The following is a 12906-nucleotide window of genomic DNA, read 5'->3' on the forward strand; positions in this document are numbered from 1 at the left end:
TCATGTGGCCGTCAGTCGTCGGCGGGATGGCTCAGTTTGCGCAGGGCGTCAACCACGGTGGACACCTTCGAGCCCTTGGAGCCCTTGACCAGCACGACATCGCCGGCGTCCACCAGCCGCAGCGCCTGTTCGGCCAGCGGTCGGGCGGTCTTGCAGAAGCGGCCGCGGGCATGATCGGGCAGCGCATCGTAGAAGGGCTGCATCCGCTCGCCCACGCAATGCACCAGGTCGATCTGCTTGAGCGCCGGGTGCGAGGCCAGGCCAGCGTGCAGCTCCAGCTCGGTCTCGCCCAACTCCAGCATCTCGCCCAGCACGGCGATGCGGCGGCCATGGGCGTGGCGGCCTAGGTTGTCGCGCGGCCGGGCGGCGGCCAGCACGTCGAGCGCTGCGCCCATGGAAGCCGGGTTGGCATTGAAGGCATCGTCGATGAGCTCGAAGGAAAGCGCCCGCTCCAGCGGGTCCAGCACCCGTTGCTGGCGCAGCCCGCGTCCCGCAGGCGGCACCCAGCGACCCAGGGCCGCCAGCGCCAGGGCGCGATCCAGTCCCAGCACATGTGCCGTGGCCAGCACCGCCAGCGCATTGAGCGCGAAATGCCGCCCCGCCGCCTGTACCTTCCAGGTCATGGGTGTGCGCCAGGCGCGGGCCTCGCAGACCAGGCAATCCTCGGCCAGGGTGACCTTCAGCAGGCGGTGGTGGCAATGGCGACTCTCGCCGAAGCGCAGGACCTTCGCACCGGCCCTACGGGCCGCCTCGACCAGGATCGGGGTGGTGGGCAGATCGCCGTTGATCACCGCCACGCCGCCGGGCTCCAGCCCTTCGCAGATCGAGCCCTTCTCGCGGGCGATGCCCTCGAGGTTCTCGAAGGCTTCGAGGTGGGCGGCAACAACGGTGGTGATGATCGCCACGTCGGGCCGCGCCAGCCGGGTCAGCGGCGCGATCTCTCCGGGGTGGTTCATGCCGATCTCGATCACCGCAAGTTCGGTGTCGCGCGGCATCCGCGCCAGGGTCAGCGGCACGCCCCAGTGGTTGTTGTAACTGGCCTCGGCGGCATGGGTCTTCTTCTGCCCCGAGAAGACATCGCGCAGCATTTCCTTGGTCGAGGTCTTGCCCGCCGAGCCCGTCACCGCCACCACCCGACCCGAGATCCGGGCACGGGCGGCACGGGCCAGGCCCTCGAGACCTTCCAGCACATCGCCGACGATCAGCAGCGGCGCATCCGGGGCCACGCCCTCGGGCACATGGGTCACCAGCGCCGCGGCGGCGCCCTTCTCCAGGGCCTGGGCCACGAATTCATGGCCATCGCGCGCGGCCTTCAGCGCCACGAAGAGATCGCCTGCAACCAGGGTGCGGGTGTCGATCGAAACGCCCTCTGCCTGCCAGTCTCCGCGCGCCTCGCCGCCGGTGGCGGCAGCGGCCTCTGCCGCGGTCCAGAGCACGCTCATGCGAGCCTCCCGTCCAGCGCCGCCACGGCGACCGAGGCCTGTTCGACATCGTCGAAGGGATAGACCACGTCGCCGACGGTCTGGCCGGTCTCATGGCCCTTGCCGGCGATGAGCAGCGCGTCGCCGGGGCCGAGCGCATCGACGGCGCGCAGGATCGCCTCGGCACGGTCGCCCACCTCGAGCGCGCCGGGGCAGCCCATCAGGATCGCCTGCCGGATCGAGGCCGGATCTTCCGAGCGCGGGTTGTCGTCGGTGACGATGACCAGATCGGCATTCTCCGCCGCCGCCTGCCCCATCAGGGGCCGCTTGGTGCGGTCACGGTCGCCGCCGGCGCCCACGACGCAGACGATACGGCCCATCACATGCGGGCGCAGCGCCTTCAGTGCGGTGGCCACCGCATCGGGGGTATGGGCGTAGTCGACGTAGATGCCCGCGCCATTGTCGCGGGTGGCGGCCAGCTGCATGCGGCCGCGCACGCCCGAGAGCTGGGGCAGCACCGAGAAGACCTCTTCCGGGGCCTCTCCGGTCAGCAGGGCAAGGCCCGCCGCCAGCAGGACGTTCTCGCCCTGGAAACCGCCAATGAGGTCGAGACCGACCTGGTACTCGATACCGTTGAAGGCCACGCGCAGCACCTGGCCGCCGGGGGTGAAGCGGCGTCCGATCAGCCGCATCTCGGCCTCGGGTGCCTCGCCCACGGTCAGCACGTCGAGGCCGCGCTCTTCGGCCTGCAGGGCCATGTCGGCACCGCGCGCGCCGTCGAGGTTGATCACCGCGTGGCCCTCGGGCGAGAGCACGCGGGTGAAGAGGCTGGCCTTGGCGTCGAAATACTCGGCGAAGGAGGCGTGGTAGTCGAGGTGATCCTGGGTAAGGTTGGTAAACCCGCCCGCCTGCAGCACCACCCCGTCAAGCCGCCGCTGCGACAGGCCATGAGAGCTGGCCTCCATCGCGCAATGGGTGATCCCATGGGCGGCCGCCTCGGACAGGACGCGGTGCAGGGTGATCGGCTCGGGCGTGGTATGGGCCAGCGGCATGGTGAAATCGCCCTCGACCCCGGTGGTGCCGAGATTGATGGCCGAATGGCCAAGCCCCTGCCAGATCTGGCGCAGGAAGGTGGCGACCGAGGTCTTGCCGTTGGTGCCGGTGACGGCGGCCATGATGCGGGGCTGGGCCCCGAACCAGAGCGCGGCGGCACAGGCCAGGGCCTGGCGCGGGTCCTCGGCGACGACCAGGGCCACATCGGCCCCGGCCAGGGCCTCGGCGGCAATCCGCGCGCCCTCGGCATCGGTCAGCACGGCGATGGCGCCCATGCGCAGGGCGGCGGGGATGAATTCGGCGCCGTGGATTCGGGTACCGGGCATGGCGGCAAAGAGATAACCCGTGCGCACCTCGCGGCTGTCGACGGCCAGGCCGGTGATCCGGGCTTCGGCACCGCCTCGGGCGGTCAGCCCCAGCTCGGTCAGGCTCTTGCCGGGTATCGTGCCCCCTGCGCCCATGCCGGTCTTTTCTGCCATCCGCCTTCGCCTTTCCGGGCAACTGCCCCTGCCCCCCGCCGGGCTGGCGGTTGGGTCGACCCTGTCACCGGCCGCTCCGGCGCTCAGTTCGATGTCAGGGTTATATCAGCCGTCCGGTCGGGTTCAATCAGCGGCCGCAGCCCAAGCAGCGGTCCGATGCGCCGGATCGCCTCGGCGGCGACCGGCACGGCGGTCCAGCCTGCGGTGCGGCGGTCCTCGCCGTAGATGTAGGTCTCGGCCTCGTCGAGCATCAGCACCAGGGTGTATTTCGGATCGGAGGCGGGGAAGATCGACGCGAAGGTCGAGATCGTCCGGTCCTCGTAGTAGCCGCCCGTGGGCTTTACCTTGTTGGCCGTGCCGGTCTTGCCGGCGACCTCGTAGCCCTCCACTTCGCCGAAGGAGGCCGTGCCCTCGGTGACCACCTCGCGCAGCATCTGCTGCACCTCGCGGGCGGTGGTCTCGGACATCACGCGGCTGCCCTCGGGCGCGCCGTGGCGCTTCAGCAGCGTCGGCTTCAGGAGCCGCCCGCCATTGCCGATCGCCGCATAGGCTGCCGCGACATTCATCAGCGAGACCGACATGCCGTGGCCATAGGAGACGGTCATGGTGGTCAGCTCGGACCAGTTGGACTGGACATCGGGGCGCGCGGCGCCGGCCTCGGGCAGTTCCAGCGGAGAGGACTCCATCATGCCCAGGCGGCGCAGGAAGGCCTGGTGGCGCTCGATGCCGATCTGCTGCGCCAGCCGCGCGGTGCCGATGTTCGAGCTCTCGACCAGGATCTTGCGCACGTCGGCTTCCTTGCCGAGGTAGTGGTCATCGCGGATGCGGAAGCGGCCCCATTGGATCGGGCCGCGAATGTCGATCATCGTGTCGGGCTTGGCGATCCCCTCTTCCAGAACCTCGGCGATGGTGAAGGCCTTGAAGACCGAGCCCAGCTCGTAGACGCCCTGTACCGCGCGGTTGAAGAGCGGGCTGTCGTCGGGGTGGCCCGAGGTCGGGGCATGGGGGCGGTCGTTGGGGTCGAAGTCGGGCAGGCTGACCAGCGCCAGCACCTCGCCCGTGTCCACGTCCATCAGCACCGCAGCGGCGCCCTTGGCCTTCATCAGCTTCATGCCGCCCGAGAGCACCTGCTCGAGCGCCGCCTGCACGGTCAGATCGACCGAGAGCTGCAGCGGCACGTCGGCCCGGCTGGGATCAGAGAGCTGCTGGTCGAACTCATGCTCCAGCCCGCCGACGCCACGGATCTCGGCCGACTGGGTGCCCTCGCGGTCAAAACCGGCGCCCCCCAGGAGGTGGGCGGCCACGGGACCATTGGGATAGAGCCGCATCTCGCGGCGGGCAAAGAGCAGGCCCGGCTCGCCGATGTCATGCACCAGCTGCCGCTGTTCGGGCGACAGGGTGCGGCGCAGCCAGTAGAACTTGCCGTTGCCGGTGAAGCGCCGCTTCAGCGTCTCTTCGTCCATCTCGGGGAAGATGCGGGCCAGCTCGCGCGCCGCGCGCTCGGGCTGGATCATCTGATGGGGATGGGCGTAGAGCGCCGAGGTCTCCATGTTGGTGGCCAGCAGGCGACCTTCACGGTCGGTGATATCGGCGCGGGTCGCGGCCACCACCGGCGTGGCGGAAGCGGCACGCGGCTCGGCGGCATCCGAGGCCGCCATGACCCCCATGCGCAGCCCGATCACCGAGAAGGCGCAGAAGAAGGCAATGCCCAGCACCGACAGGCGGGTCTGGGCACGGGCACGGGCCTGGTCGCGCATCACCTCGTGACGCATGCGGATGTTCTCGCGCTCGATCACGTCGGGGTTCTCGCCCCTGGCGCGGGCGTCGAGGATACGGGCCAGCGGGCGCAGCGGGGTCCGGGTCATTCTCCTGCCCCCGCCTGGTCCGCGGCCGGTCCCAGAGAGGAGACATCCACGGGATTGTTGAAGACCACCTCGGGCGCCGCTATCGGCGGGAAGCGAACCTGGGAGATCTTGCCGAACTGCTGCGGGTCGAGCGGTTGCAGCTGCAGGTCGGGAAAGTTGATCTCGGCCAGGTCCCGCAGGCGGTCGGGGCGGTTCAGATAGGCCCATTCGGCGCGCAGCATGGAAAGCCGGGTGCGCGCCTCGGCGATGTCGCCCTGCAGCTCTTCCGAGCGGGAGATTGCGGATTGGGTCTCGTAGTTTTCGCGGTAGGCCCAGAAGGCCAGACCGATCACGCAGAGAGCGGAGGCCAGATAGAGAAAGGTTCTCATCGTCTTTTTCCCCTGTTCTTTCCGGCGGCCTGCGCGCCCGGCATGCCCAGGGCGGCGCGGTCGATGTCTTCGGCGGGCTTGGCGGTGCGAATGCCGACGCGCAGGCGGGCCGAGCGAGACCGGGGGTTCTCTTCAAGCTCCTGGTCGTCGGGACCGATGCCCTTCTTGGTGTTCTGGGTGAAGGCGGCCTCCTCGGCCTCCTGCACCGGCGCGTAGCGGTTGACGTTGCCCGAATGGCCGGTGCGCAGCTGGAAGAAGCGCTTGACCATGCGGTCCTCGATAGAATGGAAGCTGACCACCGCCAGCTGCCCGCCGGGCTTCAGCGCCCGTTCGGCGGCCATCAGGCCCTCGGCCAGGGCACCATATTCATCGTTCACCGCGATACGCAGCGCCTGGAAGGTCCGCGTCGCGGGGTGGCTCTGCCCCGGCTTGCCCCGGCCAAGCGCGCGCTCGACCAGGTCGGCCAGCTGCAGCGTGGTCTCGAAGGGCGCGTCGGCGCGGGCACGGGTGATGAACTTGGCGATGCGGCGCGAGGCGCGCTCTTCGCCGTAGAGATAGATGATGTCGGCCAGTTCGGCCTCTTCCAGGTCGTTGACCAGGTCGGCGGCCGAGGGCCCCTCCTGGCTCATCCGCATGTCGAGCGGGCCGTCCTTCATGAAGGAAAAGCCCCGTTCGGCAAGGTCGAGCTGCATGGAAGAGACGCCAAGGTCCAGCACCACGCCGTCCAGCCCCTCGGGGGCGTGTTCGGCGGCGACCTCGTCGAGATTGGCGAAATTGTTCTGCACCACCTGCAGCCGGTCGCCGTAGCCGCCGGCCCAGCCTGCGGCCATCTCGAGAGCCATCGGGTCGCGGTCGATGCCGATCACCCGGTCGGCACCCGCTTCAAGCAGGCCGCGCGCATAGCCGCCGGCACCGAAGGTGCCGTCGATCCAGGTGCCGGACACGGGAGAGACCGCCTTCAGCAGCGGCCGCAGCAGGACGGGGACATGCGGTGCCCCGGCGCCCGAGGTGGAGGGACCGCCAGCCATGGCCTAGCCCCCTTCCACGGCAGCGGCACTGCGCCGCTTGCGGATCTTGTCGAAGACGGCCTGGGTGTTGACCCGGCCATTGCGGATCTGCAACGAGCCCTCCTCGGTCAGCGCTTCCGCCTTCGCGGCGCGGCTGGCCTGGAACTTCTCGGGCTTCCAGATCTCGAAGGTCTTGCCACGCCCGACGAAGGTCAGCGGCTCTCCCGGCGCGACGCCGATCTTGTTGCGCAGCACCGCCGGAAGGACGATGCGGCCGGAGTCGTCGATGGAGAAATCCTGCGCCTGGGTCTGGTACCAGTCGATGAAGGCGTCGGTCTCGGGGTCGCCCTGCTCCATCTCGTCGATGAGCTCGTCGATCTCGGCCATGGCCTCGACCGTGTAGCATTCGACGCAATCTGCAAGGTGGTCGCCGTAGACCGCGATCATCTGGACGTTGCGGCCGGTGTCCCAATCGGGATCCTGGGATTCAAGCACGGACCGGAAGCGGGCGGGAATCGAGACCCGCGCCTTGGAGTCGAGCTTCAACTCCTCTTCACCTCTGAACCGCCGTGCTCGCAAAACTCTGCCGGCCCTCTTTAACCCAGGATTGAAAACTTGCGCCTATTGCGCGACCCTGAAACGGAAAGCGGCGGATAGGACTGCTGCCACTGCCCTATCCGCCGTCCCTCGTCCCGTTTCCGGGTTGTCCGACTGCGCGCGGCCACCTGGGGGGATGTCTGCTCGCCCCGCACGCCGGATCTCAGTATTCTGATGAAGGGGGCTGCCTGTATTACTAACTGCCTAGAGCTTCGGGATCTTGCGTCCCTTGGTGCCCCGTTTCATCTGCAATCATGAATGGCATGGGACCGCATGGTTATCAATAGGTTTCTGTGGGATTGGACGGAAAATCTTGTGATTCAGATGGTCTAAACACAAGACCTTGAGGAGTCGAGAGCGAAAATCCCGGCTCAATTTGCGCCCCTCAGCCTTCAACATACCAGATATTGCGGTTCAAACCCTGACAGGCAGGGCCTCCCATCCGATCCCACGAGAATCCAGAATTTTCCCGTCACACCGGCTGAAGGCGCGCTCGACCGGCGCCAGAGAGGCGATCACGGCCCCTCCCGGCGGCGCGAGCGACAGTGATTCGTGCTTGCCTGCCCTCTTCCAGGGCAGCCAGACCGGCCAGATCCCGCCCGCCGAGGGCCGGACAGCAAAAGGGGCCCGCGTGGGCCCCTCTCGTCTCTCTCTATAAATGCAGTCTCTATATATACAGTCCGCCAGGGCGCCCGCCCGAGACGGCCTGCAGAGAGGCTCAGACCAGCCCGGCCTCGATCAGCCGGTCCGCCAGGTCATGATAGGCCCGGGCCTGCACGCCGCCTTCCAGGGCCACCGGGCGACCGCTGTCGCCCGCCAGACGGGTCTCGAGATCCAGCGGCAGGCTGCCCAGCAGGGGCACGCCCAGCTTCTGCGCCTCGGCGGCCACGCCGCCATGGCCGAAGGGATGGGCCTCGTGGCCACATTCGGGACAGATGAAAGAAGACATGTTCTCGATCATGCCGAAGAGCGGCACCTTCAGGGTCTGGAACATGTCGATGGCCTTGCGGGCATCCAGCAGCGCCACGTCCTGCGGCGTCGAGACCACGATGGCACCATCGAGCGAGGACCTTTGGCCCAGGGTCAGCTGCACATCGCCGGTACCGGGGGGAAGGTCGATCAGCAGCACGTCGAGCTCGCCCCATTGCACCTGGGTCAGCAGCTGCTGCATCGCCCCCATGAGCATCGGGCCACGCCAGACCACGGCCTTGCCCTCGTCCAGCATGTTGCCGATGGACATCATCGTGACGCCATGGGCGTGCAGCGCCTCGATGTGCTCGCCGTCGGGCGAGGCGGGGCGCTTGTCGCAGCCCATCATGCGGGGCTGGGAGGGTCCGTAGATATCGGCGTCGAGCAGACCCACCTTCTTGCCCTTGGCAGCCAGCGCCACGGCGAGGTTGGACGAGACGGTCGACTTGCCGACACCCCCCTTGCCCGAACCTATGGCGATGATGTGCTTCACCCCCTCGGGGCGCATGGCCGTGGTGGTGGGCTTGGGGTGACCGCCCATCTTCAGGCTGGGCGGAGCGCTCTGCGGCGGGGGCGGCGGCGCTGCGCGCTCTTCATGGGCGGTCAGCGCCGCGGCAACGCGGGTGACTCCGGGCAGCGCGGCGACGAGCTCTTCCGAGGCGGCGCGGATCGCCTCCATCTTGCGGGCGGTGGCGGGATCGGGCGCCTCGATCACGTAGCGCACCTGGCCCGCGTCGATGGTTAGGGCGCGGATCATGTCGCGGCTGACGAGATTGCCGCCGTCGGGCAGGGTCAGCCTTTGCAGCTCTCCCAGGATCTGGTCACGAGTGACGGGCACGGTTGTCTCCTTCAGGTCCTTTCCGCCCCGCGCGACGGGCGCGGGCGGCTTCGGGCCTAAGGTGCGCATTTTGACGGCAGGGACAAGGGCCGCCCCGGCGCAACCCCGCACAATCGGACCTCCCCCCCCATTCCACGCGGGCCGCCCCCATGGCGATCACGCTGGCGCGGCGCGAATGCTGCATCGCAGCAAAATTTGACCTCTCAAGGCCTTCAGCCCCCCTGTTTGCGCCGTACCCCCGAGGCGGCCCGGGGCTGATCGGTTCTGTAAGTGCTCAAATGATAATCGTGACCCTACGTCACAAGGGGGTTCTTGTTTATAAGGGGTTTGTTCACATTCTGCCCGGATTCTGTGCAGAGCGCCCCCCGCGCTATTAGGTCAACGCCTCTTATGCACTTGCTGCATAGCGGCGTTGTAGAACCGGCGATTGTGCATTCGCAGCAAATGGGGGAAAAGAGGATCAACAGCGGCGGCAATGAATGCTCGCAAGTTAGCGCCAACGCGGCGCAGAGCTTCGGAGCCCCGCAATAGACACGAACGTCTACCGAGACCGTTACGTAAGGATGAGTTGAAATGGCATACGCAAACTACACCCAGGCCGCTCCGGCCGCTCAAGGTTTCTCCGGCATCATCGGTGGCATCGCCAACCGTTACACCCGGTATGCAAAGTATCGCCGCTGCATCAACGAGCTGTCCGCGCTCAGCAACCGTGAGCTGAAGGACCTCGGCCTGCATCGGTCCATGATCAAGTCGGTCGCCTACGAGGAAGCCTACGGCGCCTCGGCGTAACGACACCTGGGATCAGTCGGCCCTCTCCTCCTCCCTGGGCCCACTGAGACTGGCGACGGTGCCTCTCCTCCTCCCTGGCACCGTCGCACCTAACATCGGAGCACATGCTCCAACAGTTCGCCGCCCTCTCCTCCTCCCTGGGCGGTGATGTCAGGACCGGCGGGAGCTCTCCTCCTCCCTGCTCCCGCCGGACACTGACCAAGAATACGGTCGCTCTCTCCTCCTCCCTGAGCGCCCGTTGTATCCCGGAGATGCCTCTCCTCCTCCCTGGCATCTCCGGACATCATTCCGGGGTCGTTCCACAGGTCCGAGCCCAACAGTTTCGCCGCTCTCTCCTCCTCCCTGAGCGGTGATGCCAAGACCGGCGGGAGCTCTCCTCCTCCCTGCTCCCGCCGGACGCTTGGCCCAGATACGCCGGTCCTCTCCTCCTCCCTGGACCCGCGTTAGATGACGGCGGCGCTCTCTCCTCCTCCCTGAGCGCCGCCGTTTTCATTTTCAAAAACATGTGCTTGGGAAGAAGTGGGCTCCGCGCCCTCGGCCGCGCTGCGCGCGCCCTCACCCCCGGAGTACTTTCAGCCTGGTGATGATGCAGGGGTGACGGTGCCCGGCACGGCGCCCTCCCTATGCAACAGGAGCGTGCCACGCCCTTCATGGAAAAGGCGGGCGCCCTTCCGCCCTGCCCCATGCGCATCACCAGGCTGAAAATACTCCGGGGGTGAATTGAGCCCGCGAGGGCTCAAGAGGGGGCAGAGCCCCCTACCCGCACCTTCGCCGCATCAAGAGAGTGACGAAATTGAACCGTGCCGCCGCGTCTCGCGTCTTGGGCACGGCCCCCTGCCCGGCTTCAGAAGGGCACGTCGTCCGGGTTGGTGACGAATTTCGCCACCACCTTCTTCACCCCGGCCTTGTCGAAGGAGATCTCGAGCTTGTCACCCTCGACGCCGACGATCTCGCCGTAGCCGAATTTCTGGTGGAAGACGCGCTCACCCACCGTGTGGGACGAGGTCGCCGTCATGTCGATGACCGAGCCGCGGGTTTCGCGGGGCTGGCTGACGGGGCGGTCGCTGGCGCGAGCCTGCATGCGCTTCCAGCCGGGGGAATTGTAGACATTGGCCTCGGTCATGCGCTTTTCCATGCCCGATTGCACCGAGCCGCCCGAGGCCGCGCCAAAGCCGCCGCCGTAAAGGCCCGGCGGCGTCAGCACCTCGACATCCTCTTCCGAGAGCTCGTCGATGAAGCGCGAGGGCAGCTGGCTTTGCCATTGCCCGAAGACCCGGCGATTGCCCGCGAAGGAGATCGTGCAGATTTCCTCGGCGCGGGTGATGCCCACGTAGGCCAGGCGACGCTCTTCCTCGAGTCCCTTCAGGCCCGATTCGTCCATCGAGCGCTGCGAGGGGAAGAGCCCGTCTTCCCAGCCCGGCAGGAAGACCACCGGGAATTCCAGCCCCTTGGCCGCATGCAGGGTCATGATCGAGACCTTGGCCTCGGCATCATCGCTCTCGTTGTCCATGATCAGGCTGACATGTTCGAGGAAACCCTGCAGATTCTCGAAGTTCTCCAGCGCCTTGACCAGTTCCTTGAGGTTCTCGAGCCGCCCCGGCGAATCCGGGTTCTTGTCGTTCTGCCACATCTCGGTGTAGCCGGATTCGTCTAGGATCTGCTCGGCCAGTTCGATATGGCCGAAGGGGGCCAGCGGGCGGTCCTCGTCCAGGATCACGTCGTCCTCGTCCGCCAGGGCCGCGGCGGAGTAATGCAGCCGCGCGACCTCGTGCCAGCGATCGATCTGGTCGACGAAGAGCGACAGCTGCGCCGCCCCCTTGCCGGTAAGCCCCTGATCCTGCAACAGGATACGCGCCCCATCCAGCAGCGAAGTGCCATTGGCCCGCGCCGTCATCTGGATCTTCTGCTGCGCCTTGTCGCCCAGCCCCCGTTTCGGCTGGTTGACGATACGCTCGAAGGCCAGATCGTCAGCGGGCGAGGTCACCAGGCGGAAATAGGCCATGGCATCGCGGATCTCGAGCCGTTCGTAGAATCGCGGGCCGCCGATGACGCGGTAGGGCAGGCCGATGGTCAGGAAGCGGTCCTCGAAGGCGCGCATCTGGTGCGAGGCGCGGACGAGAATCGCCATATCGTCGGGCGAATAGGGTCGCAATCCGCGCGTGCCCTTCTCCAGCGCCTCGATCTCGTCACCGATCCAGCGCGCTTCCTCGTCGCCGTCCCAATGGCCGATCAGGCGCAGCTTCTCGCCGTCGGGCTTGTCGGTCCAGAGCGTCTTGCCGAGGCGATTCTCGTTGCCCGAGATCACCGAGGAGGCCGCCGCCAGGATATGCGGCGTCGAGCGGTAGTTCTGTTCCAGCCGCACCGTCTTGGCGCCGGGAAAGTCCTTTTCAAAGCGCAGGATATTGCCCACCTCGGCACCCCGCCAGCCGTAGATCGACTGGTCGTCATCGCCGACGCAGCAGATGTTCTTGTGGCCACCCGCCAGCAGCCGCAGCCACATGTACTGGGCCACGTTGGTATCCTGGTACTCGTCCACGAGGATGTACTTGAACCAGCGCTGGTACTGCTCCAGCACGTCCGGATGGGCCTGGAAGATGGTCACCATGTGAAGGATGAGGTCACCAAAGTCGACGGCATTCAGTTCCATGAGGCGCTGCTGATACTGCTCGTAGAGCTCCGTTCCCATGCTATTGAAAGCAGAAGCTTCGGAAGCGGGCACCTTTCCTGGCGTCCAACAACGGTTTTTCCAATGATCGATGAGACCCGCCAGCTGCCGCGCTGGCCAGCGCTTCTCATCTATGTTGGCGGCAGCGATCACTTGTTTGAGCAAGCGAATCTGGTCGTCGGTGTCTAGAATGGTGAAATTGGATTTTAGGTGCGGTCCATCCTGCGAGGTTGAGCGCGCGCGCTCTACATTCACTCCCAGATCTTCCAGGATAGCATTCGGATGTGACTTCAACTCCCGAGCACTGATCTCTTTCAAGGTTACGAGCTCTGCATGGCGACGCAACAGCTTCACGCAGATAGAGTGGAACGTTCCCATCCATGGAATCGGGGCCTTGATGTCGAAAGGCGTGACTGCAAGACGGTCCTTCATTTCCTTGGCAGCCTTGTTGGTAAAAGTAACTGCCAATATTTCGTTTGGGCGAGCACGACCAGTCGAGATGAGATGTGCTACCCGGGCCATCAGGGCCTTGGTCTTGCCCGTCCCCGCCCCCGCCAGCATCAGCACGGGGCCGTCTAGGGCCTCCACCGCCTCGCGCTGCGCGGGGTTCAGATCGTCCAGGTAGGTCGTCGGGCGCGACGCCTGCATGGCACGCTGCGACAGCGGCGTGCGGGCGGGCTTGCTGGCCGCCTCGAAGGCGTCATCTTCGGAAAAACTGCTCATGCCCCCAAGAATAGCGAAATCGCGCGGCGAGGGAAAGAGACGTTCCCATTCCGTTCCGCCCATTGGCAAGGCAGCGCGACCCTTTGTGCAATCAAGCTATTCGCTGAGCGGGATAATTGTTCATGCAAATTA

At 66.6% G+C, this 12906-nt stretch carries 9 protein-coding genes; 1 reads left to right on the plus strand and 8 read right to left on the minus strand.

The annotated features are described in order from the left end of the window. Positions 1-11 precede the first annotated feature (11 nt). The 7 genes from CRO50_RS14310 to CRO50_RS14340 all read right to left on the minus strand — a co-directional run bounded on the left by CRO50_RS14310 (position 12) and on the right by CRO50_RS14340 (position 8597). Entirely contained in the window at positions 12-1442 is a 1431-nt protein-coding gene (locus tag CRO50_RS14310) for a UDP-N-acetylmuramoyl-tripeptide--D-alanyl-D-alanine ligase (protein ID WP_097146595.1), read from the minus strand. Next, on the minus strand, positions 1439-2953 hold the full coding sequence (locus CRO50_RS14315) for a UDP-N-acetylmuramoyl-L-alanyl-D-glutamate--2,6-diaminopimelate ligase (protein WP_097146596.1): 1515 nt from the start codon (positions 2951-2953) through the stop codon (positions 1439-1441). Before CRO50_RS14315 ends, CRO50_RS14310 begins: the two co-directional genes overlap by 4 nt. Before the next feature lie 83 nt (positions 2954-3036). After that, positions 3037-4818: a peptidoglycan D,D-transpeptidase FtsI family protein gene (locus CRO50_RS14320; RefSeq protein WP_097146597.1), complete on the minus strand. Its 1782-nt coding sequence runs from the start codon at positions 4816-4818 to the stop codon at positions 3037-3039. Then, positions 4815-5186 (minus strand): cell division protein FtsL, encoded by a 372-nt coding sequence (gene ftsL / locus CRO50_RS14325; RefSeq protein ID WP_097146598.1) that lies wholly within the window; start codon positions 5184-5186, stop codon positions 4815-4817. Before ftsL ends, CRO50_RS14320 begins: the two co-directional genes overlap by 4 nt. Then, positions 5183-6214, minus strand: coding sequence for a 16S rRNA (cytosine(1402)-N(4))-methyltransferase RsmH (gene rsmH / locus CRO50_RS14330; RefSeq protein WP_097146599.1), 1032 nt, complete (start codon positions 6212-6214; stop codon positions 5183-5185). The genes ftsL and rsmH overlap by 4 nt, the downstream gene beginning before the upstream one ends. Before the next feature lie 3 nt (positions 6215-6217). Beyond that, entirely contained in the window at positions 6218-6739 is a 522-nt protein-coding gene (locus tag CRO50_RS14335) for a division/cell wall cluster transcriptional repressor MraZ (RefSeq protein WP_097146600.1), read from the minus strand. Positions 6740-7508: 769 nt separating this feature from the next. Continuing rightward, positions 7509-8597 carry an Mrp/NBP35 family ATP-binding protein gene (locus tag CRO50_RS14340; RefSeq protein WP_097146601.1) on the minus strand — a complete coding sequence of 363 codons (1089 nt, stop codon included), beginning with the start codon at positions 8595-8597 and terminating at the stop codon, positions 7509-7511. Between the two features lie 573 nt (positions 8598-9170). Between CRO50_RS14340 and CRO50_RS14345 the strand changes: the two genes are divergently transcribed. Then, positions 9171-9386 carry a DUF1127 domain-containing protein gene (locus tag CRO50_RS14345; RefSeq protein WP_097146602.1) on the plus strand — a complete coding sequence of 72 codons (216 nt, stop codon included), beginning with the start codon at positions 9171-9173 and terminating at the stop codon, positions 9384-9386. A gap of 844 nt (positions 9387-10230) precedes the next feature. On the opposite strand, the gene CRO50_RS14350 is transcribed toward CRO50_RS14345, so the two are convergent. Further along, the gene (locus CRO50_RS14350) at positions 10231-12774 is read right to left on the minus strand and encodes an ATP-dependent helicase (RefSeq protein ID WP_099459233.1); all 2544 of its coding nucleotides are present in this window, start codon (positions 12772-12774) and stop codon (positions 10231-10233) included. Positions 12775-12906: the final 132 nt, after the last annotated feature.

The sequence above is a fragment of the Pseudooceanicola antarcticus genome (genome assembly GCF_900215355.1).
Lineage (GTDB): Bacteria > Pseudomonadota > Alphaproteobacteria > Rhodobacterales > Rhodobacteraceae > Pseudooceanicola > Pseudooceanicola antarcticus.

What these genes read in the sequence shown, in the direction of transcription:
- rsmH (WP_097146599.1), bottom strand. Translation starts at nt 6,214, where the DNA reads ATGGCTGGCGGTCCCTCCACCTCGGGCGCCGGGGCACCGCATGTCCCC.
- CRO50_RS14345 (WP_097146602.1), top strand. Translation starts at nt 9,171, where the DNA reads ATGGCATACGCAAACTACACCCAGGCCGCTCCGGCCGCTCAAGGTTTC.
- CRO50_RS14350 (WP_099459233.1), bottom strand. Translation starts at nt 12,774, where the DNA reads ATGAGCAGTTTTTCCGAAGATGACGCCTTCGAGGCGGCCAGCAAGCCC.
- CRO50_RS14310 (WP_097146595.1), bottom strand. Translation starts at nt 1,442, where the DNA reads ATGAGCGTGCTCTGGACCGCGGCAGAGGCCGCTGCCGCCACCGGCGGC.
- ftsL (WP_097146598.1), bottom strand. Translation starts at nt 5,186, where the DNA reads ATGAGAACCTTTCTCTATCTGGCCTCCGCTCTCTGCGTGATCGGTCTG.
- CRO50_RS14320 (WP_097146597.1), bottom strand. Translation starts at nt 4,818, where the DNA reads ATGACCCGGACCCCGCTGCGCCCGCTGGCCCGTATCCTCGACGCCCGC.
- CRO50_RS14315 (WP_097146596.1), bottom strand. Translation starts at nt 2,953, where the DNA reads ATGGCAGAAAAGACCGGCATGGGCGCAGGGGGCACGATACCCGGCAAG.